The organism is Micromonospora sp. WMMD729, assembly GCF_049315225.1.
Classification (GTDB): Bacteria; Actinomycetota; Actinomycetes; order Mycobacteriales; family Micromonosporaceae; genus Micromonospora.
On record NZ_CP186059.1, the window covers coordinates 5,116,144 to 5,141,714 of the forward strand.

22 protein-coding genes are annotated in these 25,571 nt (G+C 72.3%); 7 read left to right on the forward strand and 15 right to left on the reverse strand.

Annotation, left to right across the window (positions count from 1 at the left end):
- The first annotated feature begins 5 nt into the window (after positions 1-5).
- Positions 6-1,250: a cytochrome P450 gene (locus ACN263_RS23330; RefSeq protein WP_422736472.1), complete on the forward strand. Its 1,245-nt coding sequence runs from the start codon at positions 6-8 to the stop codon at positions 1,248-1,250.
- Between the two features lie 61 nt (positions 1,251-1,311).
- Positions 1,312-2,364: a glycosyltransferase gene (locus ACN263_RS23335; RefSeq protein ID WP_422736473.1), complete on the forward strand. Its 1,053-nt coding sequence runs from the start codon at positions 1,312-1,314 to the stop codon at positions 2,362-2,364.
- A gap of 98 nt (positions 2,365-2,462) precedes the next feature.
- On the opposite strand, the gene ACN263_RS23340 is transcribed toward ACN263_RS23335, so the two are convergent.
- The 3 genes from ACN263_RS23340 to ACN263_RS23350 are packed head-to-tail and all read right to left on the reverse strand — an operon-like array spanning position 2,463 to position 4,424.
- Entirely contained in the window at positions 2,463-3,113 is a 651-nt protein-coding gene (locus tag ACN263_RS23340) for a DUF3618 domain-containing protein (RefSeq protein ID WP_422736474.1), read from the reverse strand.
- Complete coding sequence (locus ACN263_RS23345; protein ID WP_393217203.1) at positions 3,110-3,577, reverse strand: phage holin family protein; 468 nt, start codon at positions 3,575-3,577, stop codon at positions 3,110-3,112. The genes ACN263_RS23340 and ACN263_RS23345 overlap by 4 nt, the downstream gene beginning before the upstream one ends.
- Positions 3,578-3,608: 31 nt before the next feature.
- On the reverse strand, positions 3,609-4,424 hold the full coding sequence (locus ACN263_RS23350) for a hypothetical protein (protein WP_422736475.1): 816 nt from the start codon (positions 4,422-4,424) through the stop codon (positions 3,609-3,611).
- Between the two features lie 232 nt (positions 4,425-4,656).
- On the opposite strand from ACN263_RS23350, the gene ACN263_RS23355 reads away from it, so the two are divergent.
- Entirely contained in the window at positions 4,657-5,148 is a 492-nt protein-coding gene (locus tag ACN263_RS23355) for a DUF4383 domain-containing protein (protein ID WP_422736476.1), read from the forward strand.
- A 58-nt stretch (positions 5,149-5,206) separates the two neighbouring features.
- Here ACN263_RS23355 and ACN263_RS23360 read toward each other — a convergent pair whose 3' ends face one another.
- The 8 genes from ACN263_RS23360 to ACN263_RS23395 all read right to left on the reverse strand — a co-directional run bounded on the left by ACN263_RS23360 (position 5,207) and on the right by ACN263_RS23395 (position 14,632).
- Positions 5,207-5,656: a GNAT family N-acetyltransferase gene (locus ACN263_RS23360; RefSeq protein WP_422736477.1), complete on the reverse strand. Its 450-nt coding sequence runs from the start codon at positions 5,654-5,656 to the stop codon at positions 5,207-5,209.
- Between the two features lie 70 nt (positions 5,657-5,726).
- Positions 5,727-7,202 (reverse strand): GTPase ObgE, encoded by a 1,476-nt coding sequence (gene obgE / locus ACN263_RS23365; protein ID WP_422736478.1) that lies wholly within the window; start codon positions 7,200-7,202, stop codon positions 5,727-5,729.
- A 92-nt stretch (positions 7,203-7,294) separates the two neighbouring features.
- Positions 7,295-7,549, reverse strand: a complete 255-nt coding sequence (gene rpmA, locus ACN263_RS23370) for a 50S ribosomal protein L27 (protein WP_043966727.1) — start codon at positions 7,547-7,549, stop codon at positions 7,295-7,297.
- Positions 7,550-7,560: 11 nt separating this feature from the next.
- Positions 7,561-7,875 (reverse strand): 50S ribosomal protein L21, encoded by a 315-nt coding sequence (gene rplU, locus ACN263_RS23375; RefSeq protein ID WP_007464063.1) that lies wholly within the window; start codon positions 7,873-7,875, stop codon positions 7,561-7,563.
- A 167-nt stretch (positions 7,876-8,042) separates the two neighbouring features.
- Positions 8,043-8,507, reverse strand: a complete 465-nt coding sequence (locus tag ACN263_RS23380; RefSeq protein ID WP_422736479.1) for a hypothetical protein — start codon at positions 8,505-8,507, stop codon at positions 8,043-8,045.
- Between the two features lie 117 nt (positions 8,508-8,624).
- Positions 8,625-11,702 carry an Rne/Rng family ribonuclease gene (locus ACN263_RS23385; RefSeq protein WP_422736480.1) on the reverse strand — a complete coding sequence of 1,026 codons (3,078 nt, stop codon included), beginning with the start codon at positions 11,700-11,702 and terminating at the stop codon, positions 8,625-8,627.
- A 131-nt stretch (positions 11,703-11,833) separates the two neighbouring features.
- Entirely contained in the window at positions 11,834-12,553 is a 720-nt protein-coding gene (locus ACN263_RS23390; RefSeq protein ID WP_422740792.1) for a TIGR03936 family radical SAM-associated protein, read from the reverse strand.
- Between the two features lie 102 nt (positions 12,554-12,655).
- The gene (locus ACN263_RS23395) at positions 12,656-14,632 is read right to left on the reverse strand and encodes a TIGR03960 family B12-binding radical SAM protein (RefSeq protein WP_422736481.1); all 1,977 of its coding nucleotides are present in this window, start codon (positions 14,630-14,632) and stop codon (positions 12,656-12,658) included.
- Between the two features lie 152 nt (positions 14,633-14,784).
- Here ACN263_RS23395 and ACN263_RS23400 point away from each other — a divergent pair, with 152 nt between their 5' ends.
- Complete coding sequence (locus ACN263_RS23400) at positions 14,785-16,317, forward strand: hypothetical protein (RefSeq protein WP_422736482.1); 1,533 nt, start codon at positions 14,785-14,787, stop codon at positions 16,315-16,317.
- A gap of 162 nt (positions 16,318-16,479) precedes the next feature.
- Here ACN263_RS23400 and ACN263_RS23405 read toward each other — a convergent pair whose 3' ends face one another.
- From ACN263_RS23405 to ACN263_RS23415, 3 genes are all read right to left on the reverse strand, one after another.
- On the reverse strand, positions 16,480-17,169 hold the full coding sequence (locus ACN263_RS23405) for a lysophospholipid acyltransferase family protein (protein ID WP_422736483.1): 690 nt from the start codon (positions 17,167-17,169) through the stop codon (positions 16,480-16,482).
- A gap of 97 nt (positions 17,170-17,266) precedes the next feature.
- Positions 17,267-20,413 (reverse strand): isoleucine--tRNA ligase, encoded by a 3,147-nt coding sequence (gene ileS, locus ACN263_RS23410; protein ID WP_422736484.1) that lies wholly within the window; start codon positions 20,411-20,413, stop codon positions 17,267-17,269.
- A 394-nt stretch (positions 20,414-20,807) separates the two neighbouring features.
- Positions 20,808-22,358 carry an alkaline phosphatase D family protein gene (locus tag ACN263_RS23415; RefSeq protein WP_422736485.1) on the reverse strand — a complete coding sequence of 517 codons (1,551 nt, stop codon included), beginning with the start codon at positions 22,356-22,358 and terminating at the stop codon, positions 20,808-20,810.
- Between the two features lie 160 nt (positions 22,359-22,518).
- Here ACN263_RS23415 and ACN263_RS23420 point away from each other — a divergent pair, with 160 nt between their 5' ends.
- The 3 genes from ACN263_RS23420 (at position 22,519) to sigJ (ending at position 25,060) form a co-directional block, all read left to right on the forward strand.
- On the forward strand, positions 22,519-23,661 hold the full coding sequence (locus tag ACN263_RS23420) for an acyltransferase family protein (RefSeq protein ID WP_422736486.1): 1,143 nt from the start codon (positions 22,519-22,521) through the stop codon (positions 23,659-23,661).
- Between the two features lie 92 nt (positions 23,662-23,753).
- The gene (locus ACN263_RS23425) at positions 23,754-24,185 is read left to right on the forward strand and encodes a carboxymuconolactone decarboxylase family protein (RefSeq protein WP_422740793.1); all 432 of its coding nucleotides are present in this window, start codon (positions 23,754-23,756) and stop codon (positions 24,183-24,185) included.
- Positions 24,182-25,060 (forward strand): RNA polymerase sigma factor SigJ, encoded by an 879-nt coding sequence (sigJ, locus tag ACN263_RS23430; RefSeq protein ID WP_422736487.1) that lies wholly within the window; start codon positions 24,182-24,184, stop codon positions 25,058-25,060. The genes ACN263_RS23425 and sigJ overlap by 4 nt, the downstream gene beginning before the upstream one ends.
- An 11-nt stretch (positions 25,061-25,071) precedes the next feature.
- Here sigJ and ndk read toward each other — a convergent pair whose 3' ends face one another.
- On the reverse strand, positions 25,072-25,497 hold the full coding sequence (ndk, locus tag ACN263_RS23435) for a nucleoside-diphosphate kinase (RefSeq protein ID WP_422736488.1): 426 nt from the start codon (positions 25,495-25,497) through the stop codon (positions 25,072-25,074).
- Between the last annotated feature and the right edge of the window lie 74 nt (positions 25,498-25,571).

Consider the following 25,571-nt stretch of genomic DNA (forward strand, 5'->3'; position numbering starts at 1 on the left):
TCCCGATGGCGACCATGCCGGCCGACCGCAGCCCGGACAGCACCCTCGCCCTGCTGCGCGCCGGCTACCGGTTCATCGGCGAGCGCTGCGAGCGCCTCGGCAGCGACGTCTTCGCCACCCGGATCCTGCTCGCACCGGCCATCTGCCTGCGCGGGCGGCCGGCCGCGGCGCTGTTCTACGACACCGAGCGCTTCCAGCGCGAGGGCGCCATGCCGCTGCGGGTGCAGCGGACGCTCACCGGCCGGGGCGGCGTGCAGGGGTTGGACGGCGCGGCGCACGCCGAGCGCAAGGCCATGTTCATGTCGATCATGACGCCGAGCGCGATCGGGCGGCTCGGGCACCTCTTCGACGCCGAGTGGCGGGCCCGGATTCCCGCCTGGGAGGCGGCCGGCGCGGTGCCGCTCTACGACGAACTGGGTCGGCTGTTGACCCGGGTGGTCTGCGCCTGGGCCGGCGTGCCACTGGAGACTGCGCAGGTCGACCGCCGCGCCGTCGACCTGCACGCCATGATCGAGGGCCCGGCGGTCGTTGGCCCACGGCACTGGCGGGGCCTGCTCGCCCGCCGCCGCGCCGAACGCTGGATCGGCGACCTCGTCGAGCGGACCCGCAGCGGCATCCACCCGGCTCCGGCCGACAGCCCGCTACAGGTCGTCGCCGAACACCGCGACGCGCACGGGGCGCTGCTCCCCCGCCGGATCGCCGCCGTCGAACTGCTCAACCTGCTGCGTCCCACCGTCGCCGTGGACCGGTACATCGTCTTCGCCGCACTCGCCCTGCACGACCATCCCGCCTGGCGACAGCGGCTCCATGGCGACGACGAGGCCACCGAGCAGTTCGTCCAGGAGGTACGCCGCTACTACCCGTTCTTCCCGATGGCCGCGGCCCGGGTCCGGCGCTCCTTCGACTGGCAGGGCCACCACTTCCCGCAGGGCCGCCGGGTGCTGCTCGACCTCTACGGCACCAACCACCACCCGGCGCTCTGGCCCGAACCGGAACTCTTCCGGCCCGAGCGGTTCGCCGACCGCCGGGTGGACCCGTTCGCGCTGATCGCACAGGGCGGCGGCGACCACACCACCGGGCACCGCTGCGCCGGCGAGTGGATCACCATCGACCTGATGAAGCGGGCGGTCACCCACCTGACGGACAGCATGCGGTACGACGTACCGCCGCAGGACCTCCGCCTGGACCTGCGCCGGATGCCCGCGCTGCCGCCCAGCGGCATGACCCTCACCAACGTCCGCCGCGCCTGACCCGGGTGCGGCCGGCCCAGCGGACGGCCGTTGACCGCACCCACCCGCCCAGGAGACCCCGATGCCCGCTGCTGACGCCCGTCGAGCCGGGCGCGACGACGGGTCGCCGCCGGTCGCCGTACCGTCGACGGCCCTGCCGATGGCGTACGTCCTGCCGCTGCGCTGGCACACCGACGCCGACCTGGACGAGCTGACCGGCTACCTGCGCCGGCTGGGCGGTCTCGTGGACGTGATCGTGGTCGACGGGTCACCGCCGGAGCTGTTCGCCCGGCACGCGGCGGCCTGGCACGGGCTGGTCCGGCACCTGCGGCCCGACCCCGCCGGACGAGGGCTCAACGGCAAGGTGGTCGGGGTGCACACGGGAGTCGACGCAGCCCGCCACGAGCACGTGGTGATCGCCGACGACGACGTCCGGTACGACGAGGCCGGGCTGCACGCGGTGCACCGGCTGCTGCACCGGGTCGACCTGGTCCGGCCGCAGAACTACTTCGATCCGCTCCCCTGGCACGCCTGGTGGGACACCGGGCGGACGCTGCTCAACCGGGCCCTCGGCAACGACTATCCCGGCACCCTCGCGGTACGCCGCAGCACGTTCCTCGCCATGGGCGGGTACGACCCGGACGTGCTCTTCGAGAACCTGGAGCTGATCCGCACCGTGCGCGCGTACGGCGGAAGCGAGGCCGCGCCGCCCTGGCTGTACGTACGACGGCTGCCGCCGGACGCGGCGCACTTTCGCGGCCAGCGGGTCCGGCAGGCGTACGACGATCTGGCCCAGCCGGCCCGCCTGCTGACCGCGCTCGCGGTGCTGCCGGCGCTCGGCGCGGCGGTCGCGTTCCGCCGGCCGCGGCTGCTGCTCGGCGCGGCGGCCGTCGTCGTCGCGCTGGCCGAGGCGGGCCGTCGCCGCGCCGCCGGCACCGCAGTCTTTCCGCCGACCACGGCGCTGGCCGCCCCGCTCTGGCTGCTGGAGCGCGGCACCTGCAGCTGGCTGGCACTGACCCAACGCGTTCTACGAGGTGGCACCCCCTACGCCGGAACCAGAATCCGCACCCCAGCCCAGCCCCACCCCCTGGTCCCCGCGATCTTGCACTTTCCGCTGGGACAAAAGCCTCGCTAAGCGACATAACAGCAACAGAAAGTGCAAGATCGCGGGGAGATGCGGCGACGGCTCGCAGCCACCGGGGTGGCCGCGAGCCGTCGTCGACGTCGGTGTCTCTAGGAACTCACCTGCTGGCGGGCCTGCTGGGCCTGGTTCTTGACGTCTTCGGCGGCCGAGGCGCCGTCGTCCTTGACCGTGTGCACAGCGTCCTGGGCGGTGCTCTTCACCGACTCGGCGGCGTGCTGGGCCGGCTCGCGCAGCTCGTCCTTGAGCTCACTGGCCACCTCGCCCAGCTTCTCCTTGACGACGCCGCTGTGCTCGCCGACCTTCTCCTTCACCTGGGCGGCGGCCTGCTGCTCCCGGCGGGAGGCCGGGATGAGCGAGGAGGCCAGCCAGCCCACGCCGAAGGCGATCAGGCCGGCGGCGAGGGGGTTGCCCTGCGACTTCTGCCGGATGACCCGGGGCGCGCTGTGGGCGGCGTCGCTGACGGAGGAGGCCGCCGAGTGCGCGGCGTCGCTGACGCTGGACGCCGCCGACGACGCCCGGTCGCCCACCGAGTGGGCGGCGTGGCCGGTACCGTGGCCGAGGTCGGTAGCGGTTCCCATGACCTTGTCCCTCACATTCTGCAGCGCGGAGCGGGCCCGCTGCTTACGGTCGTCGACGATGCGGCTGGGGCTGACCTTGTACGCCAGCGCGTCCACATCGGAGCTGAGGCTGTTGCGGGTGGCTTCGATCTCCCGGCGGATCTGGTCGGGGTCGGTGCTCATCGGGTGACTCCCTCCGGGTGGGGCTTGAGCGCGTCGGGGATCCGCTGCACGCTGTCGTTGGTCTGCTTGAGCCCGCGTACGTGCTGGGCGTTCTTCTTGGCCGCCGAGTAGAGGACGGCGGCGACCACGGCCCAGATCACGGCCACGATCAGCGCGGCGAGACCGGAGTCCATGACGTTGTCCAGGAACTGCCAGATGGCGATCGACACGAACAGGGCCACCATGTAGCCGCCGAAGCCGGCGCCACCGAAGAGGCCCGCGGCCTTGCCGGCCTTCTTGCCCTCCTGGCGGATCTCGGCCTTGGCCAGCTCGACCTCCTGGCGCATCAGCGTCGACAGGTCGGTGGTGACCTGGCGCATCAGGTCACCGAGCGAGCTGCCCTTCACCTCCGCAGCGGTGTGCGGCGCACCCGCGTCGGGGTGGTATCCGGAGTCCAGTCCGGACCCCTGCGTCGGCATGGTCATGCCGCCGCCTCCCTTCGGATGACTCGGTGGCTCACGGGCGGGGGCTGGACGGCACGCCCGGCAGCGGGTCCGTCTGGGTCACCGGCGGCAACGGCTGACCGGTGCCGGCCGGCTCGGTGTAGCCACCCGGCGTCGGCTCGGCGTAACCGCCGGAGGCCGGCTCCCGGTAGGTGCCCGGGGTCGGCTCGGCGTAGGTGCCCGGGGTCGGGTCGAGGTAGCCACCGGCCGGGGTGGCGTCCGCGGCGGTACGGGGCGCCGGCGGCGGCGTCGGGATCACGGCGGTGCGCTCCGGGTCGTACGCGCCCGCGCCACGGTAACCAGCGGAACCGTTGCCGGAGTCGTCGCCGGCGGCGGAGATGCCCCGGGTCAGTCGACCGGCCAGCACACCGAGGACCGCCGCGCCGACCAGGAAGGTGCCCGGGTTACGCCGCGCGTAGTCGCGTACCTCGTTGATCAGGTCGCCGGGCTCGCGCTCCTCCAGCCAGCCGGCCACGCCGTGCACCCGGTCGGCGGCCTGGCGGGCCAGCTCGCTCACCGGGCCGGCCTGGCCACCCTGCTCGGCCATCGAACGCATCTCGTCGGCGATCGACCGCAGCCCGCCGGCCGCGCGGCGCTGCTGCTCACCGGTCTGGCTGGCGAGCTGGCTGCGGGCCTCGCCGTAGAGGTTGCGGGCCTGCCGGACGGCCTCGCGACCGACCTCGGTGCCCTGCTCCTTGGTGGTCTGGGCGACCGCGCCACCGGCGTGCGCCGCCTCGGACCCGACGTGCCGGGCCTGCTCGCGGACACCGCCGCCGTTGCTGGACTCCTGGCCGTACGTGGCGGTCGTGGGGGACAGATCGTAAGTCATGATTTGCCTTCCGCTCGGAAGTGTCTTCGCGGTTGTGCTGGGGGGATGCGGCCGCGTCGCCGTGGCCGCTGACAACTCACCTACCCGGCGTTCTGCCTTCCATACCTGTTCGTGCATTTCTCTGCGGGAGCGCCGGGACGGACTTCAAAATGGAGGATCGTCGGGCTGCGTCACGTCGCCGCTGCGGACAGCGACGTTCGCGGGACCGGGCAGATCCACGAAAGGGGCACCGATGGCACGAGACGCGCGAGGTCGCCGACCCGCCGCGCCCCGACCCCGGGTGCAGGTCGCCGCGCTGGTCGTGGCCGGGGTCTTCCTGCTGATCGGCGTCCTGGGCTTCATCCCCGGCATCACGACCGACTACGGCGAGCTGAGCTTCGCCGGGCACCACTCCGAGGCCAAACTGCTCGGCGTGTTCCAGGTCTCGATCCTGCACAACGCCGTACACCTGCTGTTCGGGCTGGTGGGCCTGGCGCTGGCCCGCAGCGTCGCGGGCGCGCGGGTCTTCCTGGCCGGCGGCGGCGCGATCTACCTCGCCCTCTGGCTGTACGGGCTGGCGATCGAGGCGGTCGACGAGAGCGGCGGCGCGAACATCCTGCCGGTCAACGACGCCGACAACTGGCTGCACCTCGCGCTCGGCTTCGGCATGCTGGCGCTCGGCCTGCTGCTGTCGAACGAGGCCGGGACCGGCGGTCGCCTCGACACCCCTGTCGACCGGCCCTGAGCTGCTGCTTCACACGTTTGACGGCGGCAGTGCGGCCGACCGGTCGGCCGGTGGCCCGTCAGGCCGCGACCGGGAGCCGCTTGGCGAAACAGACGCTGTACGGATTGCCGACGTACTCGCCGTACACCGGGATCGGTTCGTAGCCGCACGACGTGTACAGCCCGATGGCCGCCGGCAGGTACGTGCCGGTCTCCAGGCAGACCACCGTGTGCCCCTGCCGGAACGCGCACTCCTCCAGGGCGGCGAGCAGTTGCCGGGCGATGCCCCTGCCCCGGTACGCCGGCCGGACGTACATCCGCTTGATCTCACCGGTGACGGCGTCCAGCGACTGGAGTCCGCCGCAGGCGACCGCCCGACCGCGCACCACCACTGCCAGGTAGCGGATGTCGTCGTGGGTGACGGTGACCTGCCCGTCCAACCCCCCGTCCGCCTCGCGCAGCTCACGCTGCTGGGCGACGACCAGGGCGGCGATCTCGGGATCGATGGCGGGCCGCGACTCGATCAGCATCACCCGACGCTAGGCGGGGTGGATTTCGCGGAGGTTTCCGGCAGTCAACCCGATCACGGAGCGCAATCGGCTACTCGGCGTCATCCTCGATGTCGTCGTCGCCCACGTCCGCGCCCATCTCGTCCGCGCCCATCTCGTCCTCCGGGCGCACCCGGCGGGCCTTGCGGGCGGCGAGCCGCTCCGCCGCCGACGCCCGGCTCGACTTCTCCTCCAGGCGTACGTCGGTGCCCCGGTTGCCGGGCACGAACTCGACACCCGCGTACAGCGTCGGCTGCCAGTCGAACTCGCGCTCACCGATCCGGACCAGGTCACCGGGCTCGGCGCCGGCCTTGGCGAGCTTGTCCTCCACGCCGAGTCGGGCCAGCCGGTCGGCGAGGTAGCCGACCGCCTCGTCGTTGTCGAAGTTGGTCTGCTTGACCCACCGCTCCGGGCGCACGCCGCGCACGGTGAACGACCCGTCGGCCTCGGCCGTGATGGTGAAGCCGGCGTCGTCCACGGCAGTCGGCCGGATCACGATCCGGGTCGGCTCGGCCGGCGGGGCGGCCTTACGCTCGGCCTCGACCAGCTCGGCCATCGCGTACGTCAGCTCCTTGAGGCCCTCGCGGGTGGCCGCCGAGACCTCGAACACCCGGTAGCCGCGCTCCTCGAGGTCGGGACGGACGATCTCGGCGAGGTCCCGCCCGTCCGGCACGTCGACCTTGTTCACGGCCACCAGTCGGGGGCGGTCGGCCAGCCCGCCGTACTGGCTCAGCTCGGCCTCGATCGCGTCGATGTCGGCGACCGGGTCGCGGCCCGGCTCCAGGGTCGCCGAGTCGATCACGTGCACCAGGACCGCGCAGCGCTCGATGTGCCGCAGGAACTCCAGGCCCAGACCCTTGCCGGTGGCCGCGCCGGGGATCAGGCCCGGCACGTCGGCGACGGTGAAGGTGTGGTTGTCCAGCCGGACCACGCCGAGGTTGGGCACGAGGGTGGTGAACGGGTAGTCGGCGATCTTCGGCTTCGCGGCGGAGATCACCGAGATCAGCGACGACTTGCCGGCCGACGGGAAACCCACCAGGCCCACGTCGGCGACGCTCTTCAGCTCCAGCACGATGTCGAGCTGGTCACCGGGCTCCCCCAGCTCGGCGAAGCCGGGCGCCTTGCGCCGGGCGTTGGCCAGCGACGCGTTGCCGCGCCCGCCACGCCCGCCCCGGGCCACCTCGAAGGTGGTGCCGGCACCGACCATGTCGGCCAGCACGGTGCCGTCGGTGGTCTGCACGACCGTGCCGTTGGGCACCTTGAGCACCAGGTTGTGGCCGTTGGCCCCGTCCCGGTTCGACCCGGCGCCGCCCTTGCCGTTGTCGGCCTTGACGTGCGGGTGGAAGTGGAAGTCGAGCAGCGTGGTCACCTGCGGGTCGACCACCAGCGACACGCTGCCGCCGTGACCGCCGTTGCCGCCGTCCGGCCCGCCGAAGGGCTTGAACTTCTCGCGGTGGATCGAGACACAACCGTGCCCACCATCGCCGGCCTGCAGATGCAGGACGACCCGGTCAACGAACGTCGCCACGGCGTCAATCCTTCCAGCGAGGGTCGACCCCGCACTACGAAAAAGCGAAGCGGGCCGGGACCCGGAGGTCCGCGGCCCGCCCAGCGAGAGAGCTACTGCTGCGGAACGATGCTGACGGTCTTGCGACCGCGCTTGGTGCCGAACAGGACCGAGCCGGCGGCCAGGGCGAACAGCGTGTCGTCGCCGCCACGGCCGACCAGGTCACCGGGGTGGAACTTGGTGCCACGCTGCCGGATGAGGATCTCACCGGCGCTGACGACCTGACCACCGAAGCGCTTCACGCCGAGTCGCTGGGCCGCGGAATCGCGACCGTTACGCGAGCTGGACGCACCCTTTTTGTGAGCCATTGGAGGACGACCTACTTCCCGCTGGAGATGCCGGTCACCTTGACCTGGGTCAACGGCTGGCGGTGACCCTGGCGCTTGTGGTAGCCGGTCTTGTTCTTGAACTTGTGGATCCGGATCTTCGGGCCCTTGGTGTGCGCGGCGATCTCGCCGGACACCGCGACCTCGGCAAGCTTCGCCGCGTCGGTCACCAGGTCGTCACCGTCGACGAGGAGCACCGCGGTGAGCTTCACCGCGTCACCGGGGGCACCGGTGAGCTTCTCGACCTCGATCACGTCGCCCTCGGCGACCTTGTACTGCTTGCCGCCGGTCTTGACGATCGCGTACATCGGAGGCGGACTCCCTGTCGTTGAGGCTGCTGACTGGTCGTCCCCGCGGCGGCTCGCCGGGTAGCAGTGCACGGCGGCGCGGGCACGCGGGAACTCGGCACACCAAAGGTGGGCCGTAGGCAAGAGTACGGCATCGCCGCCGTGGACCCCAAACCGGCCCGCCCGGCTCACTGCGCGCAGAGCTGATCGAGGCGCTGCTGGAGCCGGTCCAGCTCGGTCTCGTCGATCGACTCGACGTCTCCGCCGAGCGCGGCGACCTCCGTGCCGAGGTCACTGAGCAGCATCCTGAGCTGCGCGTCGGCGGCCCGTGCCCGCTGCTCCCGCAGCGCGGCCTGCCAGCCGGCCAGCGCCGCCTGCGCCCGGGCCCGGGCCGCGTCGGCCGTCGCGGTGTCACCCGCGCCCGCCGCCGCGACCATCCGGCCCAGCTCCTCGACGTACTCCCGGACCGCGGTGGCCCCGGCCCGCCGCGCCTCGGCGCAGACCTGGACGTCACCGCCCGCCACCCGATCGACCGGGGTACCGGTCGACGGCGCGGACCCGGCCGGGTCCGCGCCACCCGAGCGGCCGTCGGAACAGCCCGCTCCGGCCACGAGTACGACCACCAGCACGGTACGAGCGAGCAGGCGACGCATCTTCTTCTCCTGACCGGGGCCGACCGTTCCCGCGTCGGGGTGACCCGAGCGACGAGGTCCCTCCCGGCAGCACATTGCCGAAGAAGGGACCTCGTCAAACACCGGGCCGGTCAGCCGTCAGGGACGGGTCCGCCGGCGGGCGCCACCCCGGCGGGAACGACGACGTCCGCTGCCACCCTCGGCGGCCTCCTCGTCGCCGTCGGCGTCGGCGAGCGCGTCCGGGTCGTCCGCAGCGGCCAGCCGGGCCGACTCGCCCCGCTGGCTGTCGGACACCGCCGGGGCGGCCTCCGTCTCCGTCTCGTACCGGGACAGGTCGTACCCCATGGTGTCCTGGTAGTCGGCGTCCGGTTCGGCGTGGTTGTCGGTGTCGACGACCTCGACCACGGCGCGCTCGGCCGGGGCGCTCTTGCGCGCCCGGCGGCGGGCGGACGGCGTGCCGTTCTCCGCGGCCGGGGCGGCCGGCGCCGACGACGCGACGGCCTTGACCTTCTCCGCGGCCCCGCCGTTGCGCGGCTTCTCCGGCACCGGCTCGGTGTGGATGATGACGCCCCGACCCTTGCAGCACTCGCAGGTCTCGCTGAACGCCTCCAGCAGGCCCGCGCCGATCCGCTTGCGGGTCATCTGCACCAGGCCGAGCGAGGTGATCTCGGTGACCTGGTGCTTGGTGCGGTCCCGACCCAGGCACTCGGTGAGCCGGCGCAGCACCAGCTCCCGGTTCGACTCGAGCACCATGTCGATGAAGTCGATCACCACGATGCCGCCGATGTCCCGCAGCCGGAGCTGGCGGACGATCTCCTCGGCCGCCTCCAGGTTGTTGCGGGTGACCGTCTCCTCCAGGTTGCCGCCGGAACCGGTGTACTTGCCGGTGTTCACGTCGACGACCGTCATGGCCTCGGTCTTGTCGATCACCAGCGAGCCGCCGGACGGCAGGAAGACCTTGCGATCCAGCCCCTTGATGATCTGCTCGTCGATCCGGTACTCGGCGAACACGTCGTTCGTGCCGACGTGCCGGCGGACCCGGTCGACCAGGTCCGGGGAGACGTGCGACAGGTACGACTCGACCATGCCGTACGACTGCTCGCCCTCGATGACCAGCTCGCGGAAGTCCTCGTTGAACAGGTCCCGGACCACCCGGATGACCAGGTCGGGCTCCTCGTAGAGCAGCACCGGGGCGCCACCCTCGGCGGCCTTGGCCTGGATGTCCTCCCACTGCGCCTGCAACCGCTTGACGTCGCGGGCCAGCTCGTCCTCGCTGGCGCCCTCGGCGGCCGTCCGGACGATCACGCCGGCGCCGTCCGGGACCAGCTTCTTGAGCACGTCCCGCAGCCGCTTGCGCTCGGTGTCCGGCAGCTTGCGGCTGATCCCGGACGCGTTGCCGTTGGGCACGTAGACCAGGTGCCGGCCGGAGAGCGCGATGTGGCTGGTCAGCCGCGCGCCCTTGTGCCCGATCGGGTCCTTGGTGACCTGGACCAGCACCGAGTCGCCGGAGCGCAGCGCCTGCTCGATCGAGCGGGCCCGCCCCTCCAGCCCGGAGCTGTCCCAGTTGACCTCACCGGCGTAGAGCACCGCGTTGCGGCCCCGGCCGACGTCGACGAACGCCGCCTCCATGCTGGGCAGCACGTTCTGGACCTTGCCCAGGTAGACGTTGCCGGCCATGGTGCCGGAGGAGTTGCGGGTGACGTAGTGCTCGACCAGCACACCGTCCTCCAGGACGGCGATCTGGGTACGGTCACCGCGCTGCCGGACCGCCATCACCCGGTCCACCGACTCGCGCCGGGCCAGGAACTCCGACTCGCTGAGGATCGGCGGGCGGGTACGCCGCTGCTCCCGGCCGTCCCGGCGGCGCTGGCGCTTGGCCTCCAGCCGGGTCGAGCCGGACACGCCCTGGACCTCGTCGACCGTACGGCGGGGTTCGCGGATCTTGACCACGGTCGGCACGCCGTCGTCGGCGGCCCCCTCGGTGTCACCCGCGCCCCGGCGACGGCGACGGCGGCGACGGCGGGTCATCCCGTCCCCGCCCTCGGACTCCTCATCCTCGTCGCCCTCGGCCTCGGCCTCGGCGGTCTCCTCCTCGGCCTGCGCCGCCTCGTCGGACTCCTCGTCCTCGGCCTCGTCGGCGCCACCCTTGCCCCGGCCCCGACCACGGCGACCACGGCGACGGCGACGGCGCGCGGCGGCGCTGTCCTCGTCGTCCTCGTCCACCTCGGTGGTCTCGTCGGGCTCCTCGGTGGGCTCCTCCTCCGCCTCGACGGACTCGACCGGCTCCACCGGCTCCGCGTCGCGGCGGCCGCGCCGACGCCGACGGGACGGCTCGGCCTCGACGGCCGGCTCCTCGGCGACCGGCTCGGGCTCCGCCGGGCGGCTCACCGGCACGGCGTCCGGCTGGGGCGCCATGAACAACACGGTGGGCGCGGAGAGCGCGGCGCGTCGGCGACGGGTCTTCGGCGGCTCCGCCTCGATGGCCTCAGCGGGCTCGATCGGCTCGTCCGTCACATTGGCCACCGCGACACCGGGCGCCACGTCGCCGAACGCCTGCTCGGCCGCGCCCGGCGGGGTCTGCTCCTCGTCCAGCTCGGCTTCGGCCTCCCGCAGGTCGGACTCCGCCGGGTTCTCGTCGGCCGGGACGGCCGCCTCGGGCTCGGGCTCGGTGACGCCGGCCGGCTCCTCGACGGCCGGCTCCGGCTCGACGACAGCGGCGGGCTCGGGCTCGGTGACGGCGGGCGTCGCCTTCTTACGCCGGGTGCGGGTCACCTTGACCGGCGGAACGACCTCGGGGGACGCCAGCTCCGCGCTGGCCGCGACCAGCGGCTCCTCGGCGGTCGTCTCGACCGGGGCGGCCTTGCGGCGGCGGCGGGGGGCCTTCGGGGGGACGTCCAGATCACCGGAGATCGGCGCGAAGACCTCCGCCTGCGGCGACTCGACGGCGCCGACCCCGCCGGTGGACGCCTCGACGGGCGCCTCGGCCTGCTCCGGCTGGTTGAGCGGGGCGGCCCGACGCCGCGTGGTCCGCGCCCGGCGCGGCTTGGCGGCCGGCTCGCCGCTCTCGGCCGCGGCCTGCTCCGCTCCGGCGGTCTGCTCCGCTCCGGCGGTCTGCTCCGCGCCGGTGGCGCTGTCGGTGGTGCTGCTCTGCTCAGCGGTGTCGCCGGCCGGCTGTGAACCGGTCCGTTCGCCGCCCTCGGGCTCGTTCTCGAGCATGGACGTTCTCCAGTTCTGGCTGCCCCGGGCGCGGGTGAGCGCTGCCACGCAGGGTCGCCGCAAAAGTGTTTCCGCCGGGCGCGCGTGGTGCGCGACCGCCGAAGTCTGCCTGCAAGAGCGCTGACCGTCGGTCAGTGCCCAACGATGGCTGCCCCGTCGCGGTCCGCATCCAACGGATCCACGATCGCACCCTGCGCGGTCAGCGTGCCCTGAGCCAGCCGGGTCACCCTCGGCGAGACCGGCGGCTCCAGGTCGGCCACCACGCGGAGGCCGGAAAGGACGTCATCGGGCCGCACGGACGGGGTGACCTGCCGCACGACCAGTTCGAGTATCGCACACGGTACGGCCGGCACCCCGGAAGGCGTCAGCGTCGGGGAGAGGACATCGATCGACATGACGGCCGCTCGGGCGTCGAAGGTCCGTCGTCCCTGCTTGGTCATCCGCTCGACCATCACCTCGTCGGCGGCGGTGAAGGCGTCCACGGCGGCGCGCAGCGTCGCCGTCTCGACCTCGGGCAACTCGATCCGCCAGTGCGACGCCTCGATGCGGTCGGCCAGGCTGCCCCCCTCGGCGATCACCACCTCCAGCACGTCCAGCCCGGGCGAGAGCGCGGCGTCGAGCGCGACGCGCAGCGCCTCCGGGTCGACCGGCGCCTGGAGGCCGATCTCCAGGTACTCCGCCTCGCTCGCCACCCCGGTGGGCGCGGCGCTGGCGTAGGAGATCTTCGGGTGCGGGGTGAAGCCCTGGGAGAAGGCGATGGGTACGGCGGCACGGCGCAGCGCGCGCTCGAAGGCTCGGGCGAAGTCCCGGTGCGAGGTGAACCGCAGCGGCCCGCGCTTGGCGTACCGGATGCGGGCGCGCTGGACGACCGGCGCCTGCCCACCTTCCGGCTGGTTTCTCTTACTGATCGTCTCGCTCCTCGAAACTCAGCACCGCACCTGAACGGAATCGGGTCAGGAGGCGGGGGTTCTCAGGGGGGTGATCGGCGTCAGGGGCAGGAGTTTCTTGCCGGTCGGGCCGATCTGGATCTCGGTGTCCATCGACGGGCAGACGCCGCAGTCGAAGCACGGGGTCCAGCGACAGTCGTCCTGCTCGAACTCGCTCAGCGAATCCTGCCAGTCCTGCCAGAGCCAGTCCTTGTCCAGGCCCGAGTCCAGATGGTCCCAGGGCAGGACCTCCAGCTCGTCGCGCTGACGGGTGGTGTACCAGTCGAGGTCCACCCCGAAGGTGGGCAGCGTCTCGGCCGCCGCGTCCACCCAGCGCTGGTACGAGAAGTGCTCGCTCCACCCGTCGAACCGGCCACCGTTCTCCCAGACCCGGCGGATCACCGCGCCGACCCGGCGGTCACCCCGGGAGAGCAGGCCCTCGATCAGCGACGGCTCGCCGTCGTGGTAGCGGAAGCCGATCGCCCGACCCAGCGAACGGTCCGCGTTGATGGCCTGCTTGAGCAGCTTGAGCCGGTGGTCGATGACCTCGGGACGCTCCATCGAGGCCCACTGGAACGGGGTGTGCGGCTTCGGCACGAACCCGCCGATGGAGACCGTGCAGCGGATGTCCTTGGAGCCCGTCGCGGCCCGACCGGCCCGGATCACCTCGTGGGCCATCTCCGCGATCTCGAGGACGTCGTCGTCGGTCTCGGTGGGCAGGCCACACATGAAGTAGAGCTTCACCTGCCGCCACCCGTTGCTGTACGCGGTGACGACCGTGCGGATCAGGTCTTCCTTCGACACCATCTTGTTGATGACCTTGCGGATCCGCTCCGACCCGCCCTCCGGGGCGAAGGTCAGACCGGTACGCCGCCCGTTGCGGGACAGCTCCTGCGCGAGGTCGATGTTGAAGGCGTCCACCCGGGTCGACGGCAGCGACAGCGAGACGTTGGTGCCCTCGTACTGCTGGGCGAGGCCCGAGCACATGTCGCCGATCTCGGAGTGGTCGGCGGAGGAGAGCGACAACAGGCCCACCTCGGAGAAGCCGGAGAACTCCAGGCCCTCCCGCACCATCTGCCCCACGGTGGTGATCGACCGCTCCCGCACCGGGCGGGTGATCATGCCGGCCTGGCAGAAGCGGCAGCCCCGGGTGCAGCCCCGGAAGATCTCCACGGCGTACCGCTCGTGCACCGTCTCGGCGAGCGGCACGAGAGGCTTCTTCGGGTACGGCCACGCGTCCAGGTCCATCGTCGTGCGCTTGTGCACCCGGAACGGCACGTCCGCCCGGTTCGGCACGACCCGCTGGATCCGGCCGTCCGGGAGGTAGTCGACGTCGTAGAAGCGCGGCACGTAGACGCTCTCGGTACGCGCCAGCCGCAGCAGCAGCTCGTCCCGGCCACCCGGGGAGCCCTCGGCCTTCCACTCCCGGACGATCGCGGTGATCTCCAGGACGGCCTCCTCGCCGTCGCCGAGCACCGCGGCGTCGATGAAGTCGGCGATCGGCTCCGGGTTGAAGGCGGCGTGCCCACCGGCCACGATCACCGGGTCGGCGTCGGTGCGGTCGGCCGCCAGCAACGGAATGCCGGCCAGGTCGATCGCCGTGAGCATGTTCGTGTAGCCCAGCTCGGTGGAGAAGGAGATGCCGAACACGTCGAACTCGCGCACCGGCCGGTGCGCGTCGACCGTGAACTGCGGCACGCCGTGGGTGCGCATCAGGCTCTCCAGGTCCGGCCAGACCGCGTACGTCCGCTCGGCGAGGGTGTCCGGCAGCTCGTTGAGCACCTCGTAGAGGATCTGCACGCCCTGGTTGGGCAGGCCCACCTCGTACGCGTCGGGGTACATCAGCGCCCAGCGCACCGTCGCCGCGTCCCAGTCCTTGACGACCGCGCCCAGCTCACCGCCGACGTACTGGATCGGCTTGGAGATCTGTGGGAGCAACGGCTCGAGCCGGGGCCACACCGAATTGGTCGCGGTTGCGCGAGGTGTCGTGGACGGGGCACTCATGATGCCCAAGGGTACGCGCCCGCCCGGAGGGGACCGCGCGCACGCCACGATGCCGGCCGACCGGCCACCCTCGGCTCCGCGCTCCGGTGCCCGGGCGGCGGTGGTGGCGGCGCGGTACTAACCTCGGACCGGCGCGAGAGGAGATTGCCGCGATGCCGGAGCCCCAGCCGGGAGCACGGCCGGCCGACGGGCGCACCCCTGGCCCGGAGCCGGACGACGCGCCGGCGGTCGCCGACGAGTCGACCTCCCCACCCGTACCCCCGGACCAGCCTGCCGCCCCCGACCAGCCGGAACCCGCGGCCGACCGGACCGCGACGGCCCCGGCGGACCCGACGACGCCCGAGCCCGCGGCCACGCAGGACCCGACGACGCCAGAGCCGAAAGCGGAGCCGGAGCCGACGGCGTCCGAGCCGAAAGCGGAGCCGGAGCCGACGGCGTCCGAGCCGAAAGCGGAGCCGGAGCCGACGGCGTCCGAGGCGGCAGCAGGGCCGGAGCCGACGGTCAAGGAGCCGGTGGCCGAGCCCGGGCCGGCCGCCGGACCCGACCCGACGGCCCGCGAGCGCGTGGGTGACCGCCCCGACTCCCCCGCCGCGCCACCCACGCCCGCACCCGCACCGCCCGAGCCCGCGCCCCGGTGGAGCGGGTCCGCGCCGGTACCGCCGCCGCTACCGCGTCGGCGCGCCTGGGGGGAATCGGCCGAGCCGACCCCGCCGCCACCGCTGCCGGAGCAGCCGCCCGAGCACCGCACCCCGGTCGACCCGTGGGCCGGGGTGGACACCGGCGGCTGGGACCTGCCGTCCGCCGAGCTGCCGCCGCTGCCGCCGACGCTCGACTATCCGGTCCCGCCGGCCACCCGGCAGTGGTCCGCGCCGCCGGTCGGCACGCACCCCGTCTCGCCGCCGCCGATCGGGACGCACCCCGTCTCACCGCCGGCCCACCAGCCGCCGGTGGCCTACCCGCCGCCGCACGCCCGATCCGCCCCACCGCCACCACCGATCGCCGGCCGACCCGCCGCGCCGGTCCGGCCGGCGCCGCCGGCTCCGGTGCCGAAACAGCGCCGGGGGCGGGGTCCGGCCACGCCACCGCCGGGCCGGGAGGCCCCCAAGGGGTACCCGCCCCCTCGACCACGTCGCCGGCGGCGGCGCTGGCCGTGGCTGCTGCTGTTCACCCTGGCCTGCTGCTGCGGCTGCCCCGCCTACTACGGTCTGCCGATCTCGTCCCAGTACCCGGCCAGCGCCGCGCTGCCCGAGCAGGTCGCCGACCTCAGCCTGCGGCAGGACGACGGCAGCGCCGAGACGGCCAAGCAGTTGGAGCGGGAGGTACGTCAGGAGCACCTGCTCGCCGAGGACACCTTCGCCGGTGTCTACCGGACGGCGGACGGCAAACAGGTGACGGTCTTCGGCGGCACCGGCTTCCGGCTGACCCCCGAGGCGGACGCGGACGAGGAGATCACGCGGCTCGGTGAGCGCTACGCGCTGGAGGCGTCCGAAACGGTGCGGACCGGCGTACGGGGTCGCTACGAGCGCTGTGCGGTCGGCCGGCCCGCCGAGGGCGAGGTGGTGGTGTGCACCTCAGTGGACCACGGCAGCATCGCCACCGGCGTGTTCACCCGGCTCTCCGTCGCCGACAGCGCGACCTTGCTGGACACCCTGCGTACGCAGATCGTCCAACCGAAGCAGGGCTGAGCCGCATCCGTGACGCTGCGTGAGGTCACGCGGACGGCTCGGGCCAGTGAGCCTGATGCCTGTGAGTCATATTTATGACTGACAGGCATCAGGCTCACTGGAGCGAGCGCCTCCCCGCGGGGCGTGCGGGGTCCGGTTGGCGCCCGAGGCAGGGAACGCGGGTCAGATCTCGGCGGCCGGGTCGGTGTCGGCGCGCTTCGGGGCGTAGCGCGGGACGTACTCCTGGCCGGTGAGCTTCTGGATCTCGCTCATCACCTCGTCGGTCATCTGCCGCAGCGAGGTGCGATCGTCCGGGCGGCCGGTGAAGTCCAGCGGCTTACCGAACTTCACAGTGATCTTGGCGGTGCCGGGGCGGGGCACCCGAGCCCCGATGGGCTGCGCCTTGTCCGTGCCGATGGTGCCCACCGGAATGATCGGCACACCGGCGGCGATCGCCAGCCGGGCCGCTCCGGTCCGACCCCGGTAGAGCTTGCCGTCCGGGGAGCGGGTGCCCTCCGGGTAGACCACCACCAGGTCACCGCCGCGCAACGCCGGGATGGCGGCGTCGAACGCGGACAGCGCGGCACGCCCACCGGCCCGCTCGACCGGGATCGCACCCAGACCGGTGAGGACGAACTTCGAGAACGCGCCCTTCGCGCCGGTGCCGGTGAAGTACTCCGACTTGGCCCAGAACGCCAGGTGCCTCGGCACCACCGTGCCGAGGAACAGCTCGTCCGCCACCGAGAGGTGGTTGCCGGCGAAGATGGCGCCGCCGGTCTCCGGCACGTGTTCCAGACCCTCCACGGTCGGGCGGAACGCCAACCGCAGCGCGGGCGCCACGGTGAGCTTGCCGATGGTGTAGAGCAGGGGCACTGGTCCTCCGGCAGATGAGGTGCGAGCAGGCGGTGTCACCGTAGCGGACGCCTCCACACCCCGCAGACGGAGGTGTGGAGGCATCCGTGTCCGTGTTCTACGACCGACGGACGGTGACCGTCACCCGCTCGCCCTCGCCCACCTCACCGGCGAAACCGTCGAGGCCCTCGGCGAAGTCGACCGAGTCGGCCAGCACCTCACCCGACACGAACTCCCGGTACGCGGCCACCGCGGCGCGCACCTCCTCGGACGCCGACACCGACACCACGATCCGGTCCGAGACGTCCAGGTCGGCGTCGCGGCGGGCCTGCTGCACCACCCGCACCACGTCGCGGGCCAGGCCCTCGGCGGCCAACTCCGGGGTGACCTCGGTGTCGAGCACCACCACGCCCTCGCCGCCGGGCAGCGGCGCGGAGTGCTCGGCGTCGGCGGCCACGAGACGAAGCTCGTACTCGCCCTCGGCCAGGGTGATGCCGGCGGCCACCGGTGCGCCGTCGACAAGCTCCCAGTCGCCCGCCTTGACCGCCTTGATCACCTGCTGGACCTGCTTGCCGACGCGCGGGCCGAGCGCCCGGGGCACCACGGTCAACACCTGCTCGCAGTACGCAGCCAGTTCGGCGCTGAACTCCACCGCCTTCACGTTGACCTCGTCGGCGATCAGGTCGGCGAACGGACGCAGCTGATCCGCCGCCGGGGACGCCACGGTCAACGTCGACAGCGGCAGCCGTACCCGCAGCCCCTTGGCCTTGCGCAGCGACAGCGCCGCCGAGGCCACCGCCCGAACGTTGTCCATGGCCGCCACCAGGTCGTGGTCGGCCGGGAACTCCTCGGCGGACGGCCAGTCGGTCAGGTGCACCGACCGCTCGCCCGTCAGGCCACGCCAGATCTCCTCCGCGGTCAACGGCGCGAGCGGCGCCACCACCCGGCAGAGCGTCTCCAGCACGGTCGACAGCGTGTCGAAGGCGTTGGCGTCACCCGACCAGAACCGGTCCCGGGACCGACGCACGTACCAGTTGGTCAGCGCGTCCAGGTAGGACCGGACGGTGGCGCACGCCCCCGAGATGTCGTACGCGTCCATCTGCGCGCCGACCGTCGACACCAGCTCGTTGGTCTTCGCCAGGATGTACCTGTCGAGCAGGTGCGTCGAGTCCGTGCGCCGCCGGGCGGTGTACCCGTCGGCGTTGGCGTAGAGCGAGAAGAAGTACCAGACGTTCCAGAGCGGCAGCAGCACCTGCCGCACGGCGTCCCGGATCAGCGTCTCGGTGACCGCCATGTCACCGCCGCGCAGCACCGGCGAGGACATCAGCATCCAGCGCATCGCGTCCGACCCGTACGAGTCGAAGACGTGGTAGACGTCCGGGTAGTTGCGCAGGCTCTTGGACATCTTGCGCCCGTCCGAGCCGAGCAGGATGCCGTGACTCAGGCAGTTGCGGAACGCCGGCCGGTCGAACAGCGCGGTGGCCAGCACGTGCATCGTGTAGAACCAGCCACGGGTCTGCCCGATGTACTCGACGATGAAGTCACCCGGGTAGTGGTGCTCGAACCAGTCCGCGTTCTCGAACGGGTAGTGCACCTGGGCGAACGGCATCGACCCGGACTCGAACCAGCAGTCCAGCACCTCCGGCACCCGGCGCATCATCGACGTGCCGGTCGGGTCGTCCGGGTTGGGGCGGACCAGGTCGTCCACCGCCGGCCGGTGCAGGTCGCTCAGGCGTACGCCGAAGTCCCGCTCGATGTCGGCGAGCGAGCCGTAGACGTCCAGGCGCGGGTAGTTCGGGTCGTCGGACTTCCACACCGGGATCGGCGAGCCCCAGAACCGGTTCCGGCTGATCGACCAGTCCCGGGCGTTGGCCAGCCACTTGCCGAACGAGCCGTCCTTGATGTGCCCGGGCGTCCAGTTGATCTCCTGGTTCAGCTCGACCATCCGGTCCCGGAACTGGGTCACCGCGACGAACCACGACGACACCGCCTTGTAGACCAGCGGGGTGTCGCAGCGCCAGCAGTGCGGGTACGAGTGGGTGTAGGTGTCCTGCCGGAGCACCACCCCCCGCTCCTTCAGCTCCCGGATCACCGGCTTGTTGACGTCGAAGACCTGCTCACCCTGGTACGGCGGAACCAGCGCGGTGAACCGGGTGTGGTCGTCCACGGTCACGATGGTGGGGATGCCGGCGGCGTTGCAGACGTTCTGGTCGTCCTCGCCGAACGCCGGGGCCAGGTGCACGATCCCGGTGCCGTCCTCGGTGGTGACGAACTCCGCGCCGAGCACCTGGTACGCGTTCTCGCCGGCCTGCTCGACCAGGAAGTCGAACAGCGGCGTGTAGCGGCGTCCGACCAGGTCCCGGCCGTACACCGTGCCGACCTGCTCGAACCCGTCCAGCTCCTTGGAGTACGCGCCGAGGCGCGCCGCGCCGACGACGTACCGCTCCCCGTCGCGGTCGAGCACCGCGTACTCGATGTCCGGGCCGACGGCGAGCGCCAGGTTCGACGGCAGGGTCCACGGCGTGGTGGTCCAGACGCCCAGCTTGACCGGCCCGCGCAGCAGTTCCGGCGCGGACTCGTCGGCGGTCAGCCCGAACCAAACGGTCAGAGTGGGGTCGTGGCGGTCCCGGTAGACGTCGTCCATCCGGGTCTCGGTGTTCGACAGCGGGGTCTCACAGCGCCAGCAGTAGGCCAGCACCCGGAAACCCTCGTAGATCAGACCCTTGTCGTGCAGGGTCTTGAAGGCCCACATGACGCTTTCCATGTAGTCCAGGTCGAGCGTCTTGTAGTCGTTGGTGAAGTCGACCCAGCGAGCCTGCCGGTTGATGTACCGCTCCCAGTCCTGGGTGAACTCCAGCACCGAGGTGCGGCAGGCCTCGTTGAACCGTGCCACGCCCAGGTCGATGATCTCGGCCTTGCTGGTGATGCCGAGCTGCTTCTCGGCCACCACCTCGGCGGGCAGGCCGTGGCAGTCCCAGCCGAAGCGCCGCTCGACGTGCCGGCCGCGCATGGTCTGGTAGCGCGGCACCACGTCCTTGACGTACCCGGTGAACAGGTGGCCGTAGTGCGGCAGGCCGTTGGCGAACGGCGGGCCGTCGTAGAAGACGTACTCGTTCTTGCCGTCGGTCCCGGCGGGACGGGCCTCGACCGACGCCTCGAAGGTCTTGTCGGCCGTCCAGTGCTCCAGCACCCGGCGCTCGACCGCGGGCAGGTCCGGGCTCGCCGGGACACCGGCGGCGGTCGGGTCGTGCAACGGATAGGCCATCGCCTGTCGCTCTCCTCAGCAGCTCACGCAACGTGGGTCTGCGAGGACGAACCGTCCGGGGTACGCCGACGACGCTCCCCGGGTGGCCCGCGGTACCACCCCGCTTGGCGGTCAGGATCGACCGCCCGCTCATTGGCCGGCTGTGACGGGCCGGACCCGTCCGGTTCTACTGGGCCGGTCACCCGGCTGTTCTTCCGGAGGCTCACCGGTGATGGCCGGGTCATCGCCTTACGACCCCCAACGATACAAGACCCGCCCCCGACTCCGCCGCCGAGTAAACCCGCCGCCGCCCCCACCCGCCCCCGGTGATCAAGAGGTTTGCGTCAGATCCGCGCCGAATCCTGACGCGAACCTCTTGATCACCAGAGCGACGTCCCCGGGGCCAGGGCCGGGGTCAGGGGGTTGGGAGGGTGGTGGTCCAGAGGGAGGCGCCGTCGCGGTCGCGGAGGTTCACCGTCAGGGCACCGGACTCGCCGTCGATCTGGACGTCGCCGAAGTGTTGGAAGCCCTCGGCCGGCCCGGTGTTCGCCCTCGGCGGGGCGTGCACGAAGACCGCCTGCGGTCCGAACGTGCCGTCGAGGGCGTTCGGGCCGAACGCGCCGGCGTGCGCCGGGCCGGAGACGAACTCCCAGAACGGCGTGAAGTCACCGACCGCCGCCCGGGACGGGTCGTAGTGGTGGGCGGCGGAGTAGTGCACGTCGGCGGTGAGGAAGACCATGCCGGTCACCCCGGCCCGGTGGGTGGCCCGCAGCACCTCGGCGAACTCCAGCTCACGCCCGGCCGGCGCGCCCGGGTCACCTTGCGCCACGCCCTCCTGCGCGCCCGGGCCGTCCGGCACCACGACGCCGATCGGCAGGTCGTTGGCGATCACCTTCCAGGTCGCGGTGGAGCGCTTCAGCTCCCGGATCAGCCACTCCCGTTGCTCGCGGCCGAGCAGCCCGCGCCTCGGGTCGGCGTACGTGTTGCCGTCGTTGGGGTCCTTGTGGGTCCGCATGTCGAGCACGAAGACGTCCAGCAGCGGCCCGTACGGGATCCGCCGGTACAGCGGCCCGTCGTCCGGCACCGGCAGCCACTCGTGGAACGCCTGGCTGGCCCGCGCCGCGAGCACGTCGACCCGCCGCTCGGTGTAGCGCGGGTCGTCCAGGATCTCCCCCGGGTACCAGTTGTTGAGCACCTCGTGGTCGTCCCACTGGTTGATCTGCGGCACCGCCGCCGCGAACTCCCGCAGGTGCTCGTCGAGCAGGTTGTAGGCGAACTGCCCCCGGTACTCGGTCAGCGTCTCGGCGACCTTGCTCTTCTCGGGGGTGACCAGGTTGCGCCAGATCCGCCCGTCGGGCAGGGTCACCGACTCGACGAGCGGACCGTCGGCGTACACCGTGTCGCCGCTGCACAGGTAGAAGTCCGGACGGACCGCGCGCATCGCCCGGAAGATCGACAGCCCGCCGAAGGCGGGGTCGATCCCCCAGCCCTGCCCGACGATGTCCCCGGTCCAGACGAACCGCACGTCCCGGCGGCGGTGCCGGTCCGGCGCGGTGGTGAACGACCCGGTTCGTGGCTCGCTGACCACTCCGTGGCGGTCCAGGCTCTCCACCCGCACCCGGTAGTGCAGCCGCTCGGCGTCCGGCAGACCCCGCAGCCGGACCTTGCCGGTGAAGTCCGCGTTCGGCCCGAGCACCGGGCCACGCAACTGCCGCGCGCCCCGGAAGTCGGGGCGGCGGCTCACCTCGACCAACATCCGACCCGGGCGGTCGGCCCGCGTCCAGACCAGCGCCGAGTCCGCGGTCACGTCGCCGCTCTGCACCCCGTGGGTGAGCACCGGGCGTCCCGCCGGGCGCCAGGCCGGGGCGGCGTTCGCGCCGGCGCCGCCCAGCAGCGCGCCGCCGGCGACTCCGGCTCCGGCCACCAGGCCGGCCCGCAGCAGGGTACGTCGATCAAGCTCGGTCATGCTTCCTCCCGGTCATGGGTTGACCCCGTGGGTCTACCGGGCGCAGATGACCGCGGCCGGCGGTCCGGGTGACAGCCGACCGAACGCCTGTTGTCCGACGGGCGCGAGCGGGCGGCCTGCGCGGCTTGACCCCGGTGACGGGCTCGAGCAGACTTCGCCGGTGCGTCCGCTCAACCATGACGAGTTCCAGGCCATGCGTCGGTTCCCCGCGTTGGACGGCCTGCGGGCCGTGGCGGCCGTGATGGTCTTCGCCTTCCACTTCGGCGGCCCGTCCTGGGCCTGGTTGACCGGCTGGATCGGCGTACACCTCTTCTTCGTGCTCTCCGGCTTCCTGATCACGACGCTGCTGTTGCGGGAGGAACACCGCTACGGCCGGGTCTCGCTGCGCGCCTTCTACCTGCGGCGGTTCTTCCGGATCATGCCGATGTACCTGCTCGTGCTGTTCCTGACCTGGGTCCTGGCCCGGCTCAGCGGCACCGCCGACGCGGTCGAACGCTCGCTGCGCTACTACCTGCTGCTGCTCAACGACTTCCTGCCGGCGAACGCCCCCTACCTGCACTCCTGGACGATCGGTATCGAGCAGAAGTTCTACCTGCTCTGGCCGGCGATCGCCTTCGTGCTGGTGACCGGCGTCTTCCGTCGGCGGCTCGCCGTCACCCTCGGGCTCCTCGTGCTCCTCGTCGCGCTGATCCCACCGCAGATCGCCTGGCTGAGCTGGCCGATCCACTACGTGGCGATCCTGCTCGGCTGCCTGATCGCCGTGCTGATGCACCACCCGCGCGGCTTCGCCCTGCTCCGGCCGCTGACCCACCCGGTCACCGCCAGCGTGGTGATCGTGGCCTTCGCCGCGGTGCAGGTGGCCGTGCGGTACTGGCCGGCCCGCTTCGGCCAGGAGGCGCTGATCGGCAGCTACGCGGCGGCGACCGCGCTGCTCCTGCCGGCGCTGCTGTCGCGCAGCGTCCTGGCCCGCGTGCTGGGACTGCCGCCGCTGGTGTTCGTGGGCGAACGGTCGTACTCGATGTATCTGGTCCAGTCCATCGCCGCGCACGCGGCGGTCGGCCTGCTGCCCACGCTGGGTCGGCACAGCACCGGCATCTTCGTGGCCGCCGTGGTGGTGGCGTTGGTCCTCGCGGACGTGCTCTACCGCTGGGTCGAGCTACCGATGATCAGGGTGGGCCGCGAGCTGGCCGCCCGGGTGTCCCGGCCCACGCCACGCGACCAGGACGGCCCGTCCGACGGCGACGGCGTCGTGCGGATCCCCCGCCCCCGCGAGGTGCTCCCGGACAGCGTCCCCGCGCGATGACGTGACCGGGCTCATAGCCCCGGTTGTCACAGCGCGACCGACCGGACCGTCGTAGCGGTGTCGAACCGATCAGGGAGGTTGCCGTGCAACGGATGAAGCTCTTCGAGGTGGCGCCGCAGGGATACCAGGCCGTGTCGGGCCTGGAGAAGTACGTCCGGGCGAACGTCGATCCCACCGTGTTGGAGCTGGTCAAGGTCCGCGCGTCGATGTCGAACGGGTGCGCGTTCTGCGTGGACATGCACAGCCGCGAGGCACTGGCCAACGGCGAGTCGGACCGGCGGCTGTTCGCCGTGGCCGCCTGGCGCGAGGCCCCGTTCTTCGACGAGCGGGAGCGGGCGGCGCTGGCGCTCACCGACGCGGTGACCCGCCTCGGCGAGCACGGCGTGCCGGACGACGTGTGGGACGCCGCCGCGAAGGTCTGGTCGGAGAAGGAACTGGCCGACCTGATCCTCGCGATCGCCACAATCAACGTGTGGAATCGCATCGCGGTGACGACGCGCATGGAGCCTCCGGCCCAGGCGTGACGACCACGGCGGCAGAGGCGGCCGGTGCGCTCCAGGCGCACCGGCCGATGCTGCTCGGGCTCGCCTACCGGCTGCTCGGCAGTCGACACGACGCCGAGGACGTGCTCCAGGAGACGTACCTGCGCTGGTTGGGCGTGGACCGCTCGACGGTGGCCGAGCCCCGCCGTTACCTGTCCCGCGTGGTGACCCGGCTCGCGCTGGACCGGCTGCGGGCCCGGCAGGCGGCCCGCGAGACGTACGTCGGGCCGTGGCTGCCCGAGCCGGTGCCGACCGAGCCCTCGCCGTTCGGCCCGCTGGACCGCGCGGAGTTGCGTGACTCGCTCTCCACCGCGCTGCTGCACGTGCTGGAACGGCTCACCCCGCCGGAGCGCGCCGTGTACGTCCTGCGCACCGCGTTCGACCTGCCGTACACCGAGATCGCGGAGATCCTGGACCGGACCCCGCAGGACTGCCGTCAGCTGTACCACCGGGCGACGACCCGGGTACACCAGGAGGACCGCCGCTTCACCGCCAGCCGTCCCGAACGCGAGCGGCTGCTGGAGGCGTTCCTCGCCGCCGCCCGGAACGGGGACCTGGCGACGCTCACCCACCTGATGGCCGCGGACGTCACGGCGTGGAACGACGGTGGTGGTCGGGTCCGCTCGGCACGCAACCCGGTGCGGGGCGCGGACCGGGTCGCCCGGTACTACGCCGGGATCTACGGCCCGCGCCGGGCGTGGACGGCGCATCGGCTGGAGCTGAACGGCGAACCCGCCCTGCTGCTCGTGCGCGGCTCCGACGGTGGCCGGTACACGCTGACCGTGGCCGCGGCAGCCGGCCGGATCACCGAGGTCTACGTGGTGGGCAACCCGGAAAAGCTACCGCCGGCCGACTGAACGACGCGGCGTCAGCCCAGCTCGGGGAACCAGAGCGCGATCTCGCGCTTGGCGCTGTCCGGCGAGTCGGAGGCGTGCACTAGGTTCTCCCGGTTGGAGAGCGACAGGTCGCCCCGGATCGTGCCGGCGGCGGCCTTACGGCCGTCGGTCGCGCCGACCAGCCCACGCACCACGTCGATGACCTGGTCGCCGGAGAGGACCAGGGCGACCAGCGGGCCGCCGGTCATGAAGTCCTTCAGCGGCGGGTAGAACGCCTTGTCGACGTGCTCGGCGTAGTGCGCGTCCGCGAGCTCGGCGTCCATCGTCCGGTGCACCATCGCGTCGATCCGCAGCCCCTTGCGCTCGAAGCGGGAGAGGACCTCGCCGACCAGGCCGCGGCGGACCGCGTCGGGCTTGATCAGCACGAGGCTGCGCTCTTCCGGGCTGTTGCTGGACACGCTGGGTTCCTCCTGTACGCGCAGAACGCTTGGGCTCGGTACGGTCAGCCTAGCGACCCGGTCCCGGCGCCGGC

Bases quoted from the DNA above. Each gene is read 5' to 3' on its own strand.
- ACN263_RS23330 (WP_422736472.1), top strand. From the start codon at position 6: ATGGCGACCATGCCGGCCGACCGCAGCCCGGACAGCACCCTCGCCCTG.
- ACN263_RS23335 (WP_422736473.1), top strand. From the start codon at position 1,312: ATGCCCGCTGCTGACGCCCGTCGAGCCGGGCGCGACGACGGGTCGCCG.
- ACN263_RS23340 (WP_422736474.1), bottom strand. From the start codon at position 3,113: ATGAGCACCGACCCCGACCAGATCCGCCGGGAGATCGAAGCCACCCGC.
- ACN263_RS23345 (WP_393217203.1), bottom strand. From the start codon at position 3,577: ATGACCATGCCGACGCAGGGGTCCGGACTGGACTCCGGATACCACCCC.
- ACN263_RS23350 (WP_422736475.1), bottom strand. From the start codon at position 4,424: ATGACTTACGATCTGTCCCCCACGACCGCCACGTACGGCCAGGAGTCC.
- ACN263_RS23355 (WP_422736476.1), top strand. From the start codon at position 4,657: ATGGCACGAGACGCGCGAGGTCGCCGACCCGCCGCGCCCCGACCCCGG.
- ACN263_RS23360 (WP_422736477.1), bottom strand. From the start codon at position 5,656: ATGCTGATCGAGTCGCGGCCCGCCATCGATCCCGAGATCGCCGCCCTG.
- rpmA (WP_043966727.1), bottom strand. From the start codon at position 7,549: ATGGCTCACAAAAAGGGTGCGTCCAGCTCGCGTAACGGTCGCGATTCC.
- rplU (WP_007464063.1), bottom strand. From the start codon at position 7,875: ATGTACGCGATCGTCAAGACCGGCGGCAAGCAGTACAAGGTCGCCGAG.
- ACN263_RS23380 (WP_422736479.1), bottom strand. From the start codon at position 8,507: ATGCGTCGCCTGCTCGCTCGTACCGTGCTGGTGGTCGTACTCGTGGCC.
- ACN263_RS23385 (WP_422736480.1), bottom strand. From the start codon at position 11,702: ATGCTCGAGAACGAGCCCGAGGGCGGCGAACGGACCGGTTCACAGCCG.
- ACN263_RS23395 (WP_422736481.1), bottom strand. From the start codon at position 14,632: ATGAGTGCCCCGTCCACGACACCTCGCGCAACCGCGACCAATTCGGTG.
- ACN263_RS23400 (WP_422736482.1), top strand. From the start codon at position 14,785: ATGCCGGAGCCCCAGCCGGGAGCACGGCCGGCCGACGGGCGCACCCCT.
- ileS (WP_422736484.1), bottom strand. From the start codon at position 20,413: ATGGCCTATCCGTTGCACGACCCGACCGCCGCCGGTGTCCCGGCGAGC.
- ACN263_RS23415 (WP_422736485.1), bottom strand. From the start codon at position 22,358: ATGACCGAGCTTGATCGACGTACCCTGCTGCGGGCCGGCCTGGTGGCC.
- ACN263_RS23425 (WP_422740793.1), top strand. From the start codon at position 23,754: ATGAAGCTCTTCGAGGTGGCGCCGCAGGGATACCAGGCCGTGTCGGGC.